The following is a 19,173-nucleotide window of genomic DNA, read 5'->3' as shown; positions in this document are numbered from 1 at the left end:
GGAGACCTCGTTGCGCAGCCTATCGATCGGAGCACGTAAGGACCTGACGGACCGGCAGTGGCGGATCCTGGAACCGCTGCTCCCGGCCCCGACGGGCAGGGGCCGACCGCGGAAGTGGCCCCGCCGCAGGTTGATCGACGGCATCCGGTGGCGGACCCGCGTCGGCGCCCCGTGGCGCGACGTGCCCGAACGCTACGGACACTGGCAGTCGATCTATCAGCTGTTCCGACGCTGGCAGCGTCAGAACGTGTGGGCGTTGGTGTGGTCGACGCTGCTGGCCTGGGCCGACGCCGGCGGGCTGATCCGTTGGGACGTCTCGGTCGACTCCACGATCAACCGCGCCCACCACCACGCCGCCGGGGCCCGCCGCAATCCGGCCGCTCAGGTCGAGCCGCCCGGTGACGAACCGGCCGATCACGGGTTGGGGCGCTCCCGCGGAGGCTGGACCACCAAGGTCCATCTGGCCTGTGAACAGGGCCGTGGCCCGCTGGCTGCGTTGATCACCGCGGGTCAGCGCGGTGACTCACCGCAGTTCATCGCGGTCCTCGACGCGTTGCGGGTGCCCCGGCTCGGGCCGGGACGACCACGCACGCGCCCGGACCGGGTGCTGGCCGATAAGGCCTACTCGTCGAAGGCGAACCGCGGCTACCTGCGCAGCCGCAAGATCGCCGCGACGATCCCGGTCAAGGTCGACCAGCACGCCCACCGACAAGCCCGAGGCTCTGCCGGTGGACGCCCACCCGCCTTCGACGAGATCGTCTATCGACAGCGCCACGCCGTGGAGTGCGGGATCAACCTGCTCAAACAGCACCGCGCCCTCGCCACCCGGTACGACAAGTTGGCGCTGCGCTACGAGGCCACGGTGCACATCGCCACCATCAACATCTGGCTACGCGCCCTCGCCGCCAGAACTTCTTAAACACGGCCTAGACGTCGTCACCGACCCCGACGCCTTGGAGATTCCGCCGCGCCTTGCCGCACAGCCAGACAGCGCCGTGCGAGTGGGGCAGTAGGAAATCGACCATGACGATCTCCTCGGTCAGCTCCTGGCACCGGAACCAGGCGCGCTCGCGGGAACATCGAGACCCTCGCGAGTGGCGCTCTGCGGGTGCGTGTGTACGGCGGGCGAGACCCGCTCAGCCTTTGCCAACCTAACATCCTCGCAGGTCAGGCCAGAGGGACTGGGAAGCTGGCCCGTCGGCCGCAATGGCGTGACCTGCGGTCGAGACAGCGCGCCGGTGCCGGAACACCTCGAGGCGGTCCGATCGTCCGCCGATCCGGCCAGGTCGGAAAAAGCTCAGTGCTCTCGACTACCCATTCGGGTGGGCAACCGGCTCGACGGGGCGGACACTGTGGTCGGGGTCACCTGGCTGGCGTTCGTGAGCGAGTTCGTCCGCTGAGGGGTTCCCGCGTCGGCTACCGCGTAGTCGGGGCCGGTGATGAGGGTCGCGCTGACGGGGCCGTCGGCGAGGAGGGCAGTCGATGACGACGACCAAGCCACAGGTCCGGGCGCCCTTCTCGCCGCGGGGCGTCCCCGCACCCCGTCGGCCCGATTCCGGGCTCCGACCCACGTCCGCAACGTGATCGAGCGGCGGCGGTTGCTGGACGGGCTGCGTGGCAGCGCCGGGCGGCAGCTGACGGTGATCCACGCCCCGGCGGGCTACGGCAAGACCACCTTGGCGGTCCAGTGGCTGGAGGTCCTGCAGAACGCCGGCGCGTCGGTCGCGTGGCTGGGGCTGCATCGCGACGACAACGCCCCGCACTGGTTCCTGACACACCTACTGGAGGCGGTACGGCGGGTGCTCCCGGGCGCCGCGGAGGCGATCGACGATCTGGTCGAGCTGATCGAGCAGGGTTCCGAGGACATGCAGGGCTACACGCTGTCGGTCCTGCTCGAGCTCATCGGTGAGCACCAGGGCGGATTCGTGCTGGCCTTCGACGACTGGCACGTCGTCGAGGACGCCGCGGTGCGACGGGCGTTGGTACACCTGCTGGACTTCGCGCCGCCGAACCTGTCGATCGTGCTGACCAGCCGTCGTCGCCCGCAACTGCCGTTGAGCCGGTTGCGGGTGCGGAATCAGCTGGTGGAGATCGACGCCGACGTGCTGCGCTTCGACCTGGACGAGGCCAGGGAGTTCCTGGTCGAGCTGAATGGCCTGCGGCTCGACGGTGCCGATGTCGCGCGACTGTCCGAAGGCACCGACGGCTGGGTCGCCGCCCTGCAGCTGGTGTCGTTGTCGTTGCGGGACAGCGACGACCCGAACGCGCTGATCAGCGGCTTCTCAGGACGGCACCATTCGGTCGGGGAGTACCTCGCGGAGAACGTGCTCGATGCGCTCGCGCCTGACGTCCTGGACTTCCTGCTCGCGACCTCGGTGTGCGATCGCCTCTGCGGGGATCTCGCCGGCGTGCTCGCTGAGCGCGGCGACGGGCAGGCGATGTTGGAGGAGCTGGAGAGCCGGGACCTGTTCCTGCGCCCGCTGGACGGCGAGCGGGAGTGGTTCCGCTATCACCACCTGTTCGCCGACTACCTGCGGCGGCGGCTGGAGCGCGACCATCCCGGCCGAGCGGCGGGACTGCACGCCAGGGCGTCAGTGTGGTTCGCCGAGCACGACCTGGTGTCCGAGGCCGTCGACCACGCGTTGGCCGGTGGTGATGTCGAACGGGCCACCGATCTCGTCGAGCAGCACGCGATGCCGCTGGTCGAGCACAGTCGGATGGTCAGCCTCCTGGGCCTGCTCGGACGGTTGCCGGCTACGGCCGCCGACGACCGCCCCGCGCTGCTGATGGCGGTGTCGTGGGCGAACTGCCTGCTGCAGCGCCCCGAGGCGGCGCAGTCGTCCCTCGACGTCCTGCGCTCGGTGCTGCCCGGAGGTGACGGGCACCGCGACGACGAGGATTGTCACGACGAGCACGGTGAGATGCGCAGCGAGGCCGACGTCGTTCAGGCGTGCATCGACATCTACGGCGACCGCACCGACCGGGCCGAGGGGCTGGTCCGCATGAGCCTGGACCGCTCGCAGAGCTACCGGCCGTGGGTTGTGGCTGTCGCGGCGAACATCCAGTCGTTCTGCGACATCCACGCGATGCGGTTTGCGGCGGCGCGGGAGCGACAGCAGTGGGCGCGTCGCTTCCACGACCGCACGACCGGTCCGTTCGCCGGTGTCTATGGGCGCTGCTTCGCCGGTATGGCCGCACTGTCGCAACTCGACACGACCGGTGCGGAAGCGCACCTGCAGGGTGCGGTCGTACTGGCCCGGGAGTCGGCCGGGCGGCGGTCGCACGCCGCGCAGCTGGCCGGTGCACTGCTCGGCGAGCTGCACTATGTGCGTGGCCAGCTCGACGAGGCGGAGCGGCTGCTGGCGGAGAGCGGGGAAGCGGCGCAGAGAGCGGGGTCGTCGACTTCATGATCGCCAGCTTCGCTCTGCTCGCCCGGATCAAGGCCGGTCGCGGCGCCGCGGACGAGGCGGCCGAGCTGCTCCTCGAGGGTGCGCAGGTCGCCGACCGTCTCGGGCTGACGCGGTTACGCACCGCGGTCGGTGCGGAGCGGATATCCCAGCTCCTGGCGCGCGGCCGGATCCGGGAGGCTCGGCGAGTGGCCAGGGATCTGCCGGAAGGATCCGTCCGGCACGGCGGCATCGGAACCCGGATCGACCAGCTCCGTACCTCGTCGCTGGCCGCGGTGCACTCGGCCGAGGGTGATCATGAGCGGGCGATCGCGCTGGTCCAAGACCTGATCGTGGAGGCCCGGCGGTGGGGCCAGTTGCGGACGGCGGTCGAAATGTCGGTCCAGCTCGCCGGCATCCGGGAGCGGGCGTCGCGGTTCATGGCCGCCGAGCGCACCCTCGCCGGCGTCCTGGACCGCGTGGTGGCCAGGGGGACGCCCCAGCTCGTGCGCGAAGGTGGGCCGGAGGTCCGAGCCGTGCTCGAACGAGTCACCGCTCGAGCGCGTGAGGGGGCCTCGGCGGACACCCTGCCAGCCGTCGAGCAACTCGAAGCGGTGCTCGCCGTCGCGGACCGGGACGATGCTCCCTCGCCGGCGGATTTGACTGGGCGGGAACGCGAGATCCTGCAGATGCTCGACCTCGGTCGCGGCAACCAGCAGATCGCCTCTGCGATCGGAGTCACCGTGAACACGGTGAAGTGGTACCTCAAGAACATCTACAGCAAGCTCGGCGCCGGCAACCGCACCGAGGCCGTGTCGGTGGCTCGCCGACAGGGCCTGCTGGGCTGACCCGGGCCTAGTTGCCCGGCCCGGGTCACTGCTCACGAGGAGGCCCTCACAACGAGGCGTAGAGGGCCTGCTCGAACTCGCCGTAGAGCGCGAACGCCTCCGGTGTGACGAACGGCAGCGAGTTGGTGTAGATCGACGCGCAGATACCGCTGGTGCGGTCTACCCAGAAGTGCGTGTTGAACAGGCCTGCCCAGGCGCCGGTCCCGGCCTTTCGCCCGCCCGGGGCAGTAGCCCAGACCCGAGGTGTGTGTGACCAGGTTGCGGACCGTGGCCTGGGTCCGCGGCGCACGCAGCCGCGGGGTGTCGCCGTCGAACCCGTCGAACACCTGAAGATCGGCGAACTCCGGGCAGAACTGCGCGACGGGGGCGTCGAAGTCCAGCCGCCCGCTCTCTCTCAGTGTGAGGGGGATCTGGTCAGGTCCGCGTGAACGTCGGGTAGCCGTTGGCGGCCTCGTCGTCGCACTTCTGTCGGTAGGTGCCGACACCGCCGATGTAGGACAGCAGCCGGCGCGGCTTGCCCGGCACGTTCGAGCCCAGGTACCAGGAGGTCGTCTTCGGCACGAGGGTGGCGTTGACCAGTTCCTCGTGGTGGGCGACCCAGGCGTCCTCGCCCTCGGCGGTCGGTTCGATGGTCGTCTTGCCGTCCGCCTTCAGATCCTTGATCGCGCCGGAGATCCACTCGGTCTGCTGCTGCAGGCAGGTGGTCATGTTGCACAGAGCCGCCGACGGGGCGAGCGGGGCCGCGGTGGTGAGCAGGTTGGGGTAGCCGTGCTTGGCCAGTCCCATGGTGGTGCGGATGTCGCGGCCCCACTCGTCGGCGAGCGAGCGCCCCTCGCGGCCGCGGATGTCGATGCGGGTCAGCGCGCCGGTGCCGGCGTCGAACCCGGTCGCCAGGATGATCACGTCGAGGTCGACGACGGTGCCGTCCGACAGCTCGATGCCCTCCGGTCGGATCTGCGCGATCGGGTTGTCCCGCACGTTGACCAGATCGACGTTTTCCTGGTGGTAGACCTCCAGGTAGCCGTTCTCCAGCGGCACCCGGTGCGTGCCGAACCCGTAGTCGGTCGGGACCAGGGTGTCGATCAGATGCTGGTCCTTCAAGCGGTCCCGCATCTTGGCGCGGACGAACTCAGAGACGGCCTCGCTGACCTCCTCGGTGAAGAAGATCTCGCCGAACCCGGCCAGCCACAGCTTCAGCGACCCGTCCTGGTAGATCTCTTCCAGGATGTCCTGGCGCTGCTGCGGTGTGCAGTTCGCCCAGGTGTGCTCGAAGTCGTACTCGAAACCGGTGAACGTGTGCGGGATCGTCGAGCGCAGCTCCTCGAAGCGGCTCTTGTACCAGTCCTGATCATCCTTCGTGTAGGTCGGGTTCTTCATCGGAAGCACATACTGCGGACCACGGGCGAACACGGTCAGATGCCCGACCTCGGAAGCGATGGTCTGGATGATCTGGATGCCGGTGGCGCCGACGCCGACCACGCCGACCCGCTTGCCGGCCAAGTCGAGACCCTCGGCAGGGTAGGACGAGCTGAACGCGAGCTCGCCGCTGAAGGAGTCGGTGCCCTCGATGTTCTTGAGCGGCGCCGAGAGCATGCCGGCACACGAGATGAAGAACTGGGTGTCGACGACGTCGCCCCGGTCGGTGTGCACCGTCCATCGGCCGCGTTCCTCGTCGAAGTGGGCGGCAGTGATCTTCGTGCCGAACGTGATGTCCTTACGGAGGTCGAGCCGATCGGTGATGTAGTGCATCCACTGCTCGATCTCAGGCTGGCCTGGGAACTTCTGGCTCCAGCTCCAGTCCTTGTAGAGCTTCTCGTCGAACAGGTACTGGTAGATGTAGCCCTCGGAGTCGAACCGAGCGCCCGGGTAGCGGTTCCACCACCAGGTGCCGCCCACGTCGCCTGCGGCGTCGAACGCCTTCACGCGCAGGCCCTGCTCACGCAGCTGATGGAGTTGGTACAGGCCGGCCACGCCGGCTCCCAGCACCACGGCATCGAGCTCCTCGGTCACCTGACCGTTCGTGCTCCGGCCGGCCCCGTCGGTGTCAGACGTCATCGTTCCCACTCCTCGGATCCGCGACGCCCGGAGTTGGCTTTCGTCAGCCGATCACCCGCGACGTCTGTGTCGTCCGTCTCAGAGTGGGAGGAGCACGGCTTCATCGACCCACCCGAGCGGGTAGTGACCTGGGGCGGGGGTGCCAGCATCAAATCTCGTACTTGCCGCCCCGGTCCAGGTAGACCTCGAACTTGCCCGCCATCCTGACTGCTCCCTAGGTCGGATTGAACAATGTGGACGGCTGAAACGATGGCGGCTGACCTGCAGTGATCTAGCTGAGAGCGCGTTTGAGAAGGATCGGCGTATCTGCGTGACTCACCCGCCGTGTGATCAACTCTGGGCGGGTGGCACGACGCAGCCGGTACCCCTCGGACACCAGAGACGCGCAGGGGGCTCTGATCGAGCCGCTGCTGCCGGAGGTGAAGACCGGAGGCCGGCCGTGACTACGAACGCGATCCCGCCATCTCCGAGGCCATGATCCGCTGGGCCGCGATCAACACCATCACCCGCCAGCAGCGACGCACCTTCACCACCAGTAGTTGATCTCCTCAAACACGCTCTTACAAAGCTTTGTCATTCTGTAACTGCGCCAGCAGTACCTCGCACGCAATATCAACGGCTACCGGTGCCACCGCACCACAGGTGTGCCGTCCCTTATCTCCTGACCGGCCGACTGCTGGCCCGCTGATCTAGTGTCATGCCAGTTCAGCGAGCCTTGGTGCCTCGAACCGCGTGACCGGGGGAGTCGATGCTGGGATGACGGCAGGGCGGCCGGTGCCCACACAGGACGACGTGCTCGGGTACTTCGACACGCTGTCGAACTGGGGACGGTGGGACGACGACGACGAGCTCGGCACTCTGAACCACATCACCGACGACGTCCGGCTGGCGGCGGCGCGGGCCGTGCGCCACGGCAGGAGCGTGTCGTGCGCATGGGAGGTTGCCGTACCGGAAGACATGGAGCGGTCGACGACGACGTGCCCGTGCGCCGCCGACATGCCGGGTGCCGAGGACATGCCGGTGCCCGGATTCCGCGCCGACCGGCGCTGGGGCTTTTCGTCCGAGCGGCTCGGCATCACGTTCCACGGCAACACCCTCACCCACGTCGACTCGCCGTGCCACATCTTCTGGGACGGCACGATGTACAACGGGCGGTCGCACTCGTTGGTCGACGCCGCAACGGGATCGGCGTGGGCGGCCGTCACGGCGGCGGCGAACGGGATCATCACGCGTGGTGTCCTGCTGGACATTGCGAGGGTCCGCGATGTGCCGTGGTTGGAACCGGGGCAGGGAGTGTTTCCCGACGATCTCGAGGAGGCCGAGCGTCGCCAGGGTGTGCGGGTGCGATCCGGCGATGCGGTACTCCTGCGGACGGGCTATGGCCGCGTCCGGCACGAGGCCGGTGAGGCCAGCGGTTTCACGCAGGCCGGCTGGCACGCGTCCTGCCTGCCGTGGCTGCATGAACGGGAGGTCGCGCTGATCGGCGCTGACACCCCCCAGGACGTTCAGCCGTCGGGGTACGAAGACGTGTTGATGCCGGTTCACGCCGTGAGCCTCGTTGCGATGGGTCTGTGGCTGCTCGACAACTGCGACCTGGAGGTGTGCGCGACGACGGCTGCCGAGCTCGGCCAGTGGGACTTCCATCTCGCAGTCGCGCCGGTCCGCTTCGCCGGTACGTCCGGCAGCCCGGTCAACCCGATCGCCACATTCTGACCGCGGGACTCGCGCCCGACAGTGTCGGCACCCTTCACCGTCTGGGAGTCGATCAGCCCTGCGCTGGGCTGCGGGTTACGGCCTTCGGCGATCCGCAGCTGTGGATAGGCGCGCAAAGCTGACGCCGCCCTCGCGGGCGTGGTCCCGGGGGCCCGGGACGCCCACCCGGGTGTCCGCGGAGCGACGTCATCGCGGTGAGGCTGGCAGGTCAGTGGGGCTGCCGGCGGGTCCGCTTGACCTCGCGATCGACGGCCCAGGCGTCGGCGACCGGCCCGATGTGGCCGAGCTTGTCGGGGTTGATCACCCCGCGGATGGTCTGGATCTTCCCGTCGAGCACGTCGAGAGCCAGGGCGTAGAGCACCTTGCCGTCCCGGTCGCGGAAGATCGCGCCGGGCTGGCCGTTGACCTCCTGTGGCTCGAACGACACGTCGATCCGGATCAGCCAGGGGAAGACCGTGCCCAGCACCCGGGCGACGTTCTCCGCCCCCGCGACGGCCCGGGCCAGCTGCGGGGCCCTGCCGCCGCCGTCGCCGACCAGCTGCACATCGGCGGCGAGCAGGTCCTGCAGCCCGCCGACATCGCCGTCCTTCAGCGCGTCGAAGAACCGGTCCGCCAGCCCCTGCCGCTCCTGCCGGTCCGCTTCGAAGCGCGGCCGCCCGGCCTCCATGTGCCGCCTCGCCCGCACCAGCAGCTGCCGGCACGCCGACTCGGAACGCCCCACCGCCGCCGCGACCTCGTCGAACCCGAAGGCGAACACCTCCCGCAGCACGAACACCGCCCGCTCCAGCGGGCTGAGCCGCTCCAGCAGCAGCAGCGCCGCCATCGACACCGAATCGGCCAGCTCCGCCGACCGCGCCGGATCCTGGTAGGGATCGCTCAGCAGCGGCTCAGGCAACCACGAGCCCACGTACGCCTCCCGCCGCACCCGCGCGGAACGGAGCACGTCGATCGAGATCCGCGTGACCGTCGCCGAGAGGAAGGCCTTGGTCGACGTGGGCCGCGTCGCCGAGCCGTCGAAGCGCAGCCAGGTCTCCTGTACCGCGTCCTCGGCCTCACCCACGCTGCCCAGGACCCGGTAGGCGATCGAGAACAGCAACGGCCGCAGCTCCTCGAACTCCTCGGCCTTGCCCATACCGCATCCTCCTCGAGGCCGATGCCGATCAGTGGAACTGCCCGGGCTCGTAGTCGCCGGCCGGCTGCCGGGAGATGATGTTCAGCCGGTTCACCGCGTTCATGAAGGAGACCACGATCACCAGCGCGGTGAGCTGCTCCTCGTCGTAGTGCTTGCCGGCGTAGGCCCACACCTCGTCGGTGACCCCGGTGCCCGCATCCGCGACCCGGGTCCCCTCCTCCGCCAGCTCCAGCGCGGCGCGCTCGGCCTCGGTGAAGACCGTGGCCTCCCGCCACGCCGCGACCAGGTTGAGCCGCACCGGGGCCTCACCGGCAGCGGCGGCCTCCTTGGTGTGCATATCGATGCAGACGGCACAGCCGTTGATCTGGCTGACGCGAAGCGCCACCAGCTCCTGCGTGGCGGCCGGCAGCGGCGAGTCCTTGACGATCCGGCCCGTCGACAGGAAGTGCTTGAGGACCTTGCCGGCGGTCGGGTCGGCGAAGAAGTTCAGGCGCGCGTCCATGGTGTGCTCCTCGTGGTCGTGAGTGGCTACACCTCCTGAGACGGGGTAGCGCGACTCCCTGTGACACGGGCGGGGGTGACCTGCGCCTCCCGGCCGTGGCGCATGTCGACCGGCCGATCGCGGCCTGGACCAGGTCGTTGATCGGCTCGGGGTGCAGGGCGCGGCCCAGGACCCGGTTACCCCGGCTGATCTTGCGGAACACCGGCCCGCTGGCGATGCCGGCGGTGACCGGGCAGTGTGCCCGGCGCCCGGCGCGGGGGAGCACGACGAGCTGGTGCTCCTCGCCGCGCTGGTTCGTCTTCGACCGTGGCAGGCTGAGGACCAGCCCGCGGTCGTGCGCGCTGACATCCTCGACCAGGAGGTTCGCGAGCTCGGAACGCCGCAGCACGGCGCCCGCCGCCCGTGCGGAACTCCCGATGTTTCGCGGGTGTGACACCACAGCAGAGGAAATGCCGGAGCCCGACCCGTGTCCAGGCCATGCCCAAGTGCCATGGTGCGGAACGACGTAACCACTGTCCGAGGGCAAGCCTGATCATGCTTCTCATATCGGTTGTCGGTGTCTCGGTGTCATTGCCGCGTCGGTAGGTGGGTCAACGTAGTGGCGGGTGGTTCAGCGGGTTGGGGTAACGAACTCCGGCTGGTCGAGCAGGCGTGGCCAGCTTCCGTCGGGCTGACGCCGGACGACCTGCGCGCGGGCGCCGCTCCCGTCCTTCGGCGGGGTCGAGGTGAGGGCGATCTCGCCGCTGATCAACGTCGGCAGCGGTTGCTCCGGCTCGAAGTGGGGACCGTTGGCCAGGACCTTTTCCCACAGTGCGCGGATCGCCTCCCGGCCTACCGTCGTGGCGCCGGGTGGGTAGGCCATCACCGCGTCTTGTTCGTAGAGTGCGGCGACCCCGGCCGCGTCACCGGCGTTGGATCGTTCGACGAACAAGCGGGTGATGTCATCGGGCTGCATGGCCTTCTCGTACTCCGGCATGGATTCCTCCTGGGCGGTGGGCTACAGCGTTTCCCAGCGTGGTCGCCCGCCGATCAGAAGTCCAACAGATGGATCTACTAGGAGCTAGAATTTGTAGTCATGGAACTGAGGCAGCTGGAATACTTCGTCGCGGTGGCCGAGGAGCAGAACTTCACTCGGGCGGCCGAGCGGGTGCACATCAGCCAGTCCGGTGTCAGCGCCCAGATCCGCCAGCTGGAACGTGAGCTCGGCGCCGAACTGTTCGACCGGTCGGCCCGCACCGCTACCCTCACTGTCGCGGGAAAGGCCGCGCTCGAACATGCCCGCGCCACGCTCGCCGCCGCCGGGGCGGTCAGCCAGGCGGTGGGCGAGGTGGCCGACCTGATCCGGGGCAGGCTCACCGTCGGGATGGTCATCGGGTGCATCGTCACGCCGCTATTCGACGCCCTCGCCGCGTTCCACCGGGCGCATCCAGGTGTGGAGATCTCGCTGCTGGAGGACAACTCCGACCGGCTCGTTGAGCGGGTGCGCGAAGGCGCCGTCGACCTGGCTCTCGTCGGGACCGCGCTCGCCACCCCGGACGGGCTGGACGCGCTGACGATCATCAGCGAGCGGCTCGTCGCGGCGGTCCCGGCTGGGCACCCCTTGGCGAAACGGCGACGGGTCACCCTGCGCGACCTGGTCGCCTACCCGATCGTGTGCATGCCACCCGGCACCGGCCTGCGCACGGTATTCGATCAGGCCTGCGCTGCACAGAACCTCCAACCTGTGATCGCGCTGCAGGCCAGCGCCGCGGATGCCATCGCCGACCTCGCCACCCGCGGACTCGCCGTCGCCATCCTCAGCGACTCGATGGCCGCGCACTACCGCGATCGGCTCACTGCCCGCACCATCGACGACGTCGAAACACCCGCCCTGCTCGCCCTGATCTGGAAGAGCACGAGCGGCCCCGCGGTACGCGAGTTGCTCGTGTGCAGCCGACGGGCATTCACCAAGCCCGACTCTGGTTAGAGGAGCGCCTTTGAGGATCTCGCGCTCCCGCGCCTGGATCGCGCTCGCCGAGGAGGCCCGGGCCATCTCGGACTTCAGCCGATCCCTGCTCCCGGGAGCAGCACACTGCACCCTCGGGGGCGCTGCTACAAGTGGTACCGGCCGGCGGGCTCCGCCATGCCGGACGAACTCGGTCGCCAGATCGCCGCCGTGCTCACCACAGCCATCGACGTTCCTGACCGTGCCGCTCCTTGACCAATTTCGAGCGGTCCTGCCCACGCCCGCGCGGAGTTAACTCCACGACACTGCCAGCCCGTGCTCGACGGTCGGGCGCGAGGGCAGTTGCGAGCGTCGACGACTAGTTGCGTCTCACGCGTGATACAGTCATGCCATGGACGAGGTCACGATCCGCGATCTCCGCAACCATGGCGGGGAAGTGATGGACCGGGTCGAGCATGGCGAGACATTGACCGTGACCCGTTCCGGGGTGCCGGTCGGGGAGCTGCGGCCACTGCCACGTCCTCGGCTCACGGCAAGCACGCTGCTGGCGCGCTGGCGCTCGGTTCCGGCGGTCGACACGCAGGCCTTCCGTGCCGACGTGGACGCGGTGCTGGACCCGTCGCTGTGACCGCTGCGGTGGCGGGGCTCCTGGACACCAGCACGGTGATCAACCTCCCGCGGCTGACCGCTGCGACGGCGTTGCCCGACGTGCCACTGATCTCGACCATCACGCTCGCGGAGTTGTCGGTAGGCCCGCTGGTGGCCACTTCGGAACGGGAGCGTGCCGCCCGACAGGCGGTCCTGCAGCAGGCCGAGGCAGACTTCGACCCGTTGCCCTTCGACGCCGCGGCGGCGCGGGCGTTCGGCAGGGTGGCCGCCACGCTGCGGCGCAGCGGGCGCAAGCCCCAGGCGCGCGCGTACGACGCGATGATCGCCGCGGTGGCGCTCGCCCGCGGCTTACCCGTGCACACCAGCAACCCGGATGACTTCGCGGGAATCGATGGGCTGACGGTCGTTCCCGTCCCGGTTCCTGAATGATCCGTTCGACCAGCTCGGTGAGCGGGCCGACACGCCCGCGCCGGACCCTTGCGTGCCGCACGACGGCGCGCAATGCCGGCTCACCATGCCTCGCCCCTTTACGAGCGGCCACGTCGCGGCGGGCCGACTCCGGCTGCGCACCGATACAGCGCCCGGGGCCCATTCCGCAGGCAGATACCCGGGCCTGAGGTCCGGAATCCGACGCTATCGGTCAGATCGACGGCGGAGCTCGTCGTGGTCCCACGCGTCGAGCCGTTCGAGCGGATCGCGGCCTTCATGGGACGCCAGCATGGTGATCAGCTCGGCGACGTCCATGGCGAGCACCTCGGCCAGGTAGAGCGGCGCCAGCACGTCGAGGCTCTCCACCGGCTCGCCGTCAAGCAACACGCGGCCGGCGCGGAAGTGCTCCTCGAGGCGCTCGGGGGAGATCGGGGCGGCCAGCATGCGGGACCGGACAGTCGGCTTCGGTGCGCATTAACCGACTCACACGTGGAACCACATGTGGCGTGAACATGAGTTCACGGGGGTGCTCAGAAGGCATCAGAGGAGGACCCGCAGAGACTGTTGGTACTGGTAGAAGCGCTGGAGCATCCCGACCCGCTGCCTTCCACAGTAGCTGCGCGGGTTCGATTCCCGTCGCCCGCTCCACAGGCTCCGGCCCAGGTGCGTGCGAGCCCTTGAGGGCCTTCCTCCAGATCGGGTTGAACGAGCTTCGGCGCGGCGACGCCTTCTGCGGGCCGATGAACATTCGGTCATGCGGTCCGGCCTCCGCGTAGCGGTCGAGGTGCTCTCGGATTTCCGGTAGGAGCGCCGCAGGTAGAGCAACGGTCCGCTTGCCGGCGGTCGACTTCGGACCCTTCAGCTTTCGCGTCCCGCTGTTTCAGTCGCCGGATTACGGTCAGTGCGGCAGCAAGGTAGAGATAGGACTCGACGAACGACACGCCGACGGCCTCATTTGCCGGTCGCTCTGAGGCAAGGAGATCTCACTCCTGCCACTTTCAACCTATAGCGCACCGGGGGGCTTGCGGCAAGACCCGGGTCGGGCCGCAGAATCGGCGGCCTGACCAAGAACGGACGAAGCCATGGGGCCACGACGTGCGTGTGTTGTTGTCGGCGGACGGGGGACGCGGTGACGAACCGCTGGTGGGACTGGCGGTGCGGTGCGGGCGCTGGGCGCGGGAGGTGCGCGTGTGCACGCCGCCCGACAGGTCGGGGGAAGGCAGCGAGCGATGAGGACGTGCCGAACAAGAGGTTCGACACTGCACGAGACGGCGGTGATTCGACCGGCCAGTGCAGGGCAACGGAGCACGGCTGCCTCCGAGGTATCGCGATGATCGAGCGGTCCGTGTTGGGTCTTCAAGAGGTCGACGAGATGCAGGTCGCGGTCGTCGGCGGCAAGGGCGCGCACCTGGGTGGACTATCGCGGATCGACGGCATCCGCGTGCCGGCAGGCTTCTGCGTGACGACGGACGCCTTCCGACGGATCATGGCGGAAGCGCCGTCGATCGATGATCGGCTCGATCAGCTGTCGCGCCTGAACCCGGACGACCGGGAGGCGATCCGCACGCTCAGCGCGGAGATCCGCCAGACCCTCGAAGAGATCGCCATCCCTGGCGATCTCGCGGCGGCGATCACCCGCGCTCTCGCCCAGCTCGGCGAGCAGGCTGCCTACGCCGTCCGATCCAGCGCGACGGCAGAGGACCTGCCGACAGCCTCCTTCGCCGGCCAGCAGGACACCTACCTGAACGTCGTGGGCCCGGCCGCGATCCTCCAGCACGTCAGCCGGTGCTGGGCCTCGCTCTTCACCGAGCGGGCCGTGACCTACCGCCAGCGGAGGGGCATCGACCACCGTACGGTCCACATGGCCGTGGTCGTGCAGCAGATGGTCTTCCCGCAGGCGGCCGGCATCCTGTTCACGGCCGACCCCGTCACGTCCGACCGGAGGGTCGCCTCCGTAGAGGCCGGCTTCGGCCTCGGTGAGGCCCTGGTCTCCGGCCTGGTGAACGGGGACGTCTACAAGGTGCGCGACGGCGAGGTCGTCGCCAAGACGGTCGGCACCAAGCAGCTCGCCATCCGCGCCTCGCCGGCGGGCGGGACGCAGGAACAGGCGATCGACCCGGAGCTGCAGGACCAGCCTGCGCTGACGGATGCGCAGGTCGTGCGGCTCGCGCAGCTCGGCCGGCGGATCGAAGCGCACTTCGGCCGCCCCCAGGACATCGAATGGTGCCTGGTCGACGACGGCTTCCAGATCGTTCAGAGCCGGCCGATCACCACGCTGTTCCCCATCCCCGAGTCCGGCGACCGGGAGAACCACGTCTACGTCTCCGTCGGTCATCAGCAGATGATGACCGACCCCATGAAGCCCCTCGGGCTGTCCTTCTGGCAGATGACGACCCCCGCGCCCATGGCCGAGGCCGGCGGCCGCCTGTTCGTCGACGTCACCCAGAGGCTGGCCTCGCCGGCGAGCCGCGCCGGCGTCCTGGAGGCCCTGGGGAGATCCGATCCGCTGACCGGGGACGCGCTGCAGACCATCCTCGAGCGCGACGGCTTCATCCGGCCGCTCCCTGACGAGGGTCCCCCCGGGCCACTGTTCGGCGGCGCGCCGGCTCCGATCGAGACCGATCCGGCCATCGTCACCGAGCTGATCGGGCGCAGCCAGGCATCGATCGCCGCCTCGGAACGCGACATCCGGACGAAGTCGGGAGAGGCGCTGCTCGACTTCATCCAGGAGGACATCCAGGAGCTGAAGCGGATCCTGTTCGATCCGCGGAGCCATCAGGTGTTCATGTCGGCGATGGAGGCCGCGTGGTGGCTCAACGATCAGCTGCAGGCGTGGCTGGGCGAGAAGAACGCGGCTGACACGCTCACGCAGTCCGTTCCCCACAACGTCACCTCGGAGATGGGGCTGGCGCTCTTGGACGTCGCGGACGTGATCCGCCCGCATCCGGACGTGGTGGCGTTTCTGCACCACGTCGAGGACGAGGGTTTCCTCGACGAACTGGCCGAACTCTCGGGCGGGCGGGAAGCGCGAGACGCCATCGAGGCGTGGCTCGACAAGTACGGCATGCGCTGCGTCGGCGAGATCGACATCACGCGGCCGAGGTGGAGCGAGCGCCCCTCCACGCTCGTGTCCGTGCTCCTCGGCAACATCAAGAACTTCGAGCCGGGCGCCGGCGCGCGGCGCTTCGAGCAGGGGCGGCAGGAGGCATGGGCGAAGGAACAGGACGTGCTGGAGCGCTTGCGGGCCCTGCCGGACGGGGAGCGGAAGTCCGAAGAGGCCAAGCAGATGATCGACCGGGTGCGGACCTTCATCGGGTACCGGGAGTACCCGAAGTACGGCATGGTCAGCCGCTACTTCGTCTACAAGCAGGCCCTGCTGAAAGAGGCCGAGCGCCTCGTGCAGGCCCACGTGCTCCGTGAGAAGGAAGACATCTTCTACCTGAGGTTCCCCGAGCTCCACGACGTCGCGCGTACGAACCACGTGGATGACGAGCTCATCCGCCGGCGCAAGGACGCGTTCAGGTCGTATCGAGCACTCACGCCGCCCCGGGTGCTCACATCGGACGGCGAGGTCGTCACCGGGGCGTACCGACGCGACGACGTGCCGACCGGCGCCCTGGTCGGTCTACCGGTCTCCGCCGGGGTCATCGAAGGGCGGGCCCGCGTCATCCTGGATATGGCGCAGGCCGATCTCGATGCGGGCGACATCCTGGTCACGGCCTACACGGACCCCAGTTGGACGCCGCTGTTCGTGGCGATCACGGGCCTGGTCACGGAGGTGGGAGGCCTGATGACCCATGGCGCCGTGATCGCACGGGAGTACGGCTTGCCGGCCGTCGTCGGTGTGGTGGACGCCACCCGGCTGATCCCCGATGGGCAGCGGATTCGCGTGCACGGAACCGACGGGTACGTCGAGATTCTGCCTTGACCGATCATACCGAGAAGGCTCATCCGTAGCGTCCGGCCAATACAATGCCAAGCAGTTGGTCCTTCTGGGTCAGCGGTCGAATAGGCCGGGCTGCGTTCGACTCGTACTCGCCCTCGGCGAAGCCCGGGTCGGACGTGACGCCTCCATCAGCGCCTTCCCGAACAGGTAGTCGTGTGGCGTGTTCTGCGCGGTGCCGGCGATCGGGGCCGCGCGCAGGACCTTGTCCGGGAACCGGACCGCCCACTCGTAGGTCTGCCCGTCACCCGGCGGCGGGTCCTCCATCGGCGGCACGGGGTAAAGGAGAATTAAAGAAATGGTCTCGAGCTGCCTGTCCCTCATTTGCGGGGTGCTTGCACCCCCCGCTCGCGGCTGCTGAACAAAGCGTTTCCGGCGGACTCTCATCCCATCGACTGCGCTCCTTGTCAGGGGCGTGACGAGGTCGAACCCGGAGCCGAGGAGCACCGATGATCCACCACCCGCCACCCGGCGCGACCGCTCCGGGCCCCCACCCCCGTGGGCGCCGCCGACGCGCGCTCGCCGGACTGACCGCGGTCGCGCTCGTCGCCACGACGGCCGGCGTCCTCACCGCGGGAACGGCCTTCGCGGCCATTCCCACGGCGCCCGACAACCTGCTCGTCTTCCCCAACCGTGACTTCATCACGATCGAGGGCTACCAGAGCCACGCCGGTGAGGTCGGCACCATCGAGCTGACCCGCGCCGGTCAGATCGTCGGTTCGGCCCAGGGCATCGTCTCCGGCGGCGACGTGGCGTTCGAGATCAACCACCCCGGCGGCGTCTGCTGGGGCGCAGGCACCGGTGTGAACGTCACCCCGGACATCCAGCCCGGCGACGTCGCCACCATCAAGTTCGGCGGGACGGCGTTCGGCGACAGCACCGTGCAGAGCGCGGGTTTCGCGGGCGCCGTTCCCACGCCGACGACGAACACCATCACCACGACCACGGTGGAAAACGACACCCTCACCGTGGAGGGCGTGATCGACCCCGCCAACAACGCACCCGACCCCGCCAACATGGAGCAGCGGATCGTCAACCCCGACGGGTTCCGGACCAGCCTGGGCAAGCGCGACATCCGGGCCGTCCCGGGTGACTTCGTCACCGCGCCCAAGACGGGGACCCAGGGCACCTACAAGTCCAAGCTCGCGGTCGGCGCCGACGGCAAGACGTTCACGGCGACCTACGTGTTCGAGGACCCGGCGGTCGCCACGGTCGCCAGGGACGGCGGGGGCCAACGCCTGCTGCAGTGGCAGACGGTCGACCCCGCAGGCAACCGGCAGGGCGTCAGCATCGCCGAGGCGGGCGAGGTCGGCGGCCCGGGCTTCGGGGGCTGCCCCGCCGGCCCCGGCAACGCCGCGGCCCCGGCCGCGGGGACCGCCGCGGTGATCCGGTCGGCGGACAAGACGTCGGCGAAGGTCACCTGGTCGGCCGCCACCGCGCAGCCGGGCGCCACCGCCGTCTCCGGCTACAGCGTCGAGGCGATCGCCACCACGGCGAGTGCCGCGGGCGAGAAGCCGGGGGTCGTCGTCCGCACCGGTGCGGCCGCCACCAGCACCACCCTCGCCCTGGACCCGGCCGTGACCTACGACGTCGAGGTCCGCTCCCTCGCCGGAACGGCCCTGAGCGCCCCGTACACGATCGGCGCCGTCGAGGGCACCGCCACGGGCGCACCCAAGGACACGGTCATCCCGACCCTCACCGTCACCCCGGCCGGCGGTACCGAGGCCGCACCCGCCGCGGCCACCTCGGTGACGGCGACCAGCGACAACGGCCAGATCTTCTACACCGACGACGGCTCGCTGGCGACCTTCGGTGACGGCCCCTCCAGCACGGCCAAGCTGTACACGGGGCCGGTCGCGATCACGAAGGCGACCAACCTGAGCTTCGCCGCCTTCGACACCGCGGGCAACAGCGCGAAGGCGGCGCAGGACGGGTGGTACACGCCGGACGCCGCCGCGGGGACGACCACGGGGCCGACCGGCCTCAAGGCCACGGCCGGTCAGGGCCAGGTGACCCTGGCCTGGACCGCGGTCCCGAACGCCACGGGCTACCAGGTCGTCGCCTACCAGGCGGACGGCACCACCAAGCTCGCGACGCAGCCGCCGGCCAACACCGGCACCGCGCAGGTGATCACCGGCCTGGCCGCCGGCGACTACAAGTTCGCCGTGACCGCCAAGAACGCCGCGGGCGCCGTCAGCCCCGAGTCCGCCCAGGTCTCGGCCACGGTGACGGCGGTGGCGGACACGGTGGCCATCAGCAAGGTGACCTGGAAGGCCGGTGCCGAGCTGCGGGTCATCGGCAGCACCTCGGCGACCACCGGGACGGTCACGATCTATGCGGCCAAGACGGACGCCGCCACCGGCAAGCTGGTGGCCGACACCACGAAGCCGCTGATCTCGAATGCGGCGCTGACGTCGGCCGCACCCCCGGCGGGCTCCAGCTTCGACGCCCGCAGCGGCGCCAAGCTCAACGCCCGGCCCGCGACGCAGGTCGTCGCCAAGCTCAGCACGGGTAGCGAGAGCGCGGCGGTGCCAGTGCCGTAACCCCACTGCAGCCTGATCCCGAGGGCCCCGTCGCAGACGCGACGGGGCCCTCGGTCATGAGGGAACGG

Annotated in this window: 16 protein-coding genes; 9 read left to right on the top strand and 7 right to left on the bottom strand. The window is 69.4% G+C overall.

Features of this window, described 5'->3' with window-relative positions:
• Positions 1-10 precede the first annotated feature (10 nt).
• The 3 genes from WBK50_RS24795 to WBK50_RS24785 all read left to right on the top strand — a co-directional run bounded on the left by WBK50_RS24795 (position 11) and on the right by WBK50_RS24785 (position 4,234).
• Complete coding sequence (locus WBK50_RS24795) at positions 11-919, top strand: IS5 family transposase (RefSeq protein WP_341335148.1); 909 nt, start codon at positions 11-13, stop codon at positions 917-919.
• A 661-nt stretch (positions 920-1,580) separates the two neighbouring features.
• On the top strand, positions 1,581-3,410 hold the full coding sequence (locus WBK50_RS24790; RefSeq protein ID WP_341337908.1) for a hypothetical protein: 1,830 nt from the start codon (positions 1,581-1,583) through the stop codon (positions 3,408-3,410).
• The gene (locus WBK50_RS24785; RefSeq protein ID WP_341337907.1) at positions 3,407-4,234 is read left to right on the top strand and encodes a LuxR C-terminal-related transcriptional regulator; all 828 of its coding nucleotides are present in this window, start codon (positions 3,407-3,409) and stop codon (positions 4,232-4,234) included. Before WBK50_RS24790 ends, WBK50_RS24785 begins: the two co-directional genes overlap by 4 nt.
• Positions 4,235-4,266: 32 nt before the next feature.
• On the opposite strand, the gene WBK50_RS35385 is transcribed toward WBK50_RS24785, so the two are convergent.
• Positions 4,267-4,719 carry a serine hydrolase gene (locus WBK50_RS35385; RefSeq protein ID WP_445942300.1) on the bottom strand — a complete coding sequence of 151 codons (453 nt, stop codon included), beginning with the start codon at positions 4,717-4,719 and terminating at the stop codon, positions 4,267-4,269.
• On the bottom strand, positions 4,649-6,289 hold the full coding sequence (locus WBK50_RS24775) for a flavin-containing monooxygenase (protein ID WP_341337905.1): 1,641 nt from the start codon (positions 6,287-6,289) through the stop codon (positions 4,649-4,651). Before WBK50_RS24775 ends, WBK50_RS35385 begins: the two co-directional genes overlap by 71 nt.
• 756 nt (positions 6,290-7,045) lie before the next feature.
• On the opposite strand from WBK50_RS24775, the gene WBK50_RS24770 reads away from it, so the two are divergent.
• Complete coding sequence (locus WBK50_RS24770) at positions 7,046-8,002, top strand: cyclase family protein (RefSeq protein WP_341337904.1); 957 nt, start codon at positions 7,046-7,048, stop codon at positions 8,000-8,002.
• Between the two features lie 208 nt (positions 8,003-8,210).
• On the opposite strand, the gene WBK50_RS24765 is transcribed toward WBK50_RS24770, so the two are convergent.
• The 3 genes from WBK50_RS24765 to WBK50_RS24755 form a co-directional block, all read right to left on the bottom strand.
• Entirely contained in the window at positions 8,211-9,134 is a 924-nt protein-coding gene (locus tag WBK50_RS24765) for an RNA polymerase sigma-70 factor (RefSeq protein WP_341337903.1), read from the bottom strand.
• 28 nt (positions 9,135-9,162) lie between these two features.
• On the bottom strand, positions 9,163-9,636 hold the full coding sequence (locus tag WBK50_RS24760; protein ID WP_341337902.1) for a carboxymuconolactone decarboxylase family protein: 474 nt from the start codon (positions 9,634-9,636) through the stop codon (positions 9,163-9,165).
• Positions 9,637-10,246: 610 nt separating this feature from the next.
• Positions 10,247-10,612: a YybH family protein gene (locus tag WBK50_RS24755; RefSeq protein WP_341337901.1), complete on the bottom strand. Its 366-nt coding sequence runs from the start codon at positions 10,610-10,612 to the stop codon at positions 10,247-10,249.
• Positions 10,613-10,711: 99 nt separating this feature from the next.
• Here WBK50_RS24755 and WBK50_RS24750 point away from each other — a divergent pair, with 99 nt between their 5' ends.
• The 3 genes from WBK50_RS24750 to WBK50_RS24740 all read left to right on the top strand — a co-directional run bounded on the left by WBK50_RS24750 (position 10,712) and on the right by WBK50_RS24740 (position 12,619).
• Positions 10,712-11,602: a LysR family transcriptional regulator gene (locus tag WBK50_RS24750; protein WP_341337900.1), complete on the top strand. Its 891-nt coding sequence runs from the start codon at positions 10,712-10,714 to the stop codon at positions 11,600-11,602.
• Between the two features lie 370 nt (positions 11,603-11,972).
• Positions 11,973-12,209: a type II toxin-antitoxin system Phd/YefM family antitoxin gene (locus tag WBK50_RS24745; RefSeq protein WP_341337899.1), complete on the top strand. Its 237-nt coding sequence runs from the start codon at positions 11,973-11,975 to the stop codon at positions 12,207-12,209.
• Positions 12,206-12,619: a type II toxin-antitoxin system VapC family toxin gene (locus WBK50_RS24740; RefSeq protein ID WP_341337898.1), complete on the top strand. Its 414-nt coding sequence runs from the start codon at positions 12,206-12,208 to the stop codon at positions 12,617-12,619. Before WBK50_RS24745 ends, WBK50_RS24740 begins: the two co-directional genes overlap by 4 nt.
• A gap of 204 nt (positions 12,620-12,823) precedes the next feature.
• On the opposite strand, the gene WBK50_RS24735 is transcribed toward WBK50_RS24740, so the two are convergent.
• Positions 12,824-13,063, bottom strand: a complete 240-nt coding sequence (locus WBK50_RS24735; protein ID WP_341337897.1) for a hypothetical protein — start codon at positions 13,061-13,063, stop codon at positions 12,824-12,826.
• Positions 13,064-13,949: 886 nt separating this feature from the next.
• Here WBK50_RS24735 and rph point away from each other — a divergent pair.
• Positions 13,950-16,547 (top strand): rifamycin-inactivating phosphotransferase, encoded by a 2,598-nt coding sequence (gene rph, locus WBK50_RS24730; protein WP_341337896.1) that lies wholly within the window; start codon positions 13,950-13,952, stop codon positions 16,545-16,547.
• 69 nt (positions 16,548-16,616) lie between these two features.
• On the opposite strand, the gene WBK50_RS24725 is transcribed toward rph, so the two are convergent.
• Positions 16,617-16,886: a hypothetical protein gene (locus WBK50_RS24725; protein WP_341337895.1), complete on the bottom strand. Its 270-nt coding sequence runs from the start codon at positions 16,884-16,886 to the stop codon at positions 16,617-16,619.
• A gap of 125 nt (positions 16,887-17,011) precedes the next feature.
• On the opposite strand from WBK50_RS24725, the gene WBK50_RS24720 reads away from it, so the two are divergent.
• Positions 17,012-19,105, top strand: coding sequence for a chitobiase/beta-hexosaminidase C-terminal domain-containing protein (locus WBK50_RS24720; RefSeq protein WP_341337894.1), 2,094 nt, complete (start codon positions 17,012-17,014; stop codon positions 19,103-19,105).
• Positions 19,106-19,173: the final 68 nt, after the last annotated feature.

Source organism: Pseudonocardia sp. T1-2H, assembly GCF_038039215.1.
GTDB lineage: Bacteria > Actinomycetota > Actinomycetes > Mycobacteriales > Pseudonocardiaceae > Pseudonocardia.
This window is presented reverse-complemented; position numbering and strand designations above follow the sequence as displayed.

Bases quoted from the DNA above. Each gene is read 5' to 3' on its own strand.
- WBK50_RS24735 (WP_341337897.1), bottom strand. From the start codon at position 13,063: ATGCTGGCCGCCCCGATCTCCCCCGAGCGCCTCGAGGAGCACTTCCGC.
- WBK50_RS24720 (WP_341337894.1), top strand. From the start codon at position 17,012: ATGATCCACCACCCGCCACCCGGCGCGACCGCTCCGGGCCCCCACCCC.
- WBK50_RS24760 (WP_341337902.1), bottom strand. From the start codon at position 9,636: ATGGACGCGCGCCTGAACTTCTTCGCCGACCCGACCGCCGGCAAGGTC.
- WBK50_RS24770 (WP_341337904.1), top strand. From the start codon at position 7,046: ATGACGGCAGGGCGGCCGGTGCCCACACAGGACGACGTGCTCGGGTAC.
- WBK50_RS24750 (WP_341337900.1), top strand. From the start codon at position 10,712: ATGGAACTGAGGCAGCTGGAATACTTCGTCGCGGTGGCCGAGGAGCAG.
- rph (WP_341337896.1), top strand. From the start codon at position 13,950: ATGATCGAGCGGTCCGTGTTGGGTCTTCAAGAGGTCGACGAGATGCAG.
- WBK50_RS24725 (WP_341337895.1), bottom strand. From the start codon at position 16,886: ATGAGGGACAGGCAGCTCGAGACCATTTCTTTAATTCTCCTTTACCCC.
- WBK50_RS24785 (WP_341337907.1), top strand. From the start codon at position 3,407: ATGATCGCCAGCTTCGCTCTGCTCGCCCGGATCAAGGCCGGTCGCGGC.
- WBK50_RS24745 (WP_341337899.1), top strand. From the start codon at position 11,973: ATGGACGAGGTCACGATCCGCGATCTCCGCAACCATGGCGGGGAAGTG.
- WBK50_RS24755 (WP_341337901.1), bottom strand. From the start codon at position 10,612: ATGCCGGAGTACGAGAAGGCCATGCAGCCCGATGACATCACCCGCTTG.
- WBK50_RS24765 (WP_341337903.1), bottom strand. From the start codon at position 9,134: ATGGGCAAGGCCGAGGAGTTCGAGGAGCTGCGGCCGTTGCTGTTCTCG.
- WBK50_RS24775 (WP_341337905.1), bottom strand. From the start codon at position 6,289: ATGACGTCTGACACCGACGGGGCCGGCCGGAGCACGAACGGTCAGGTG.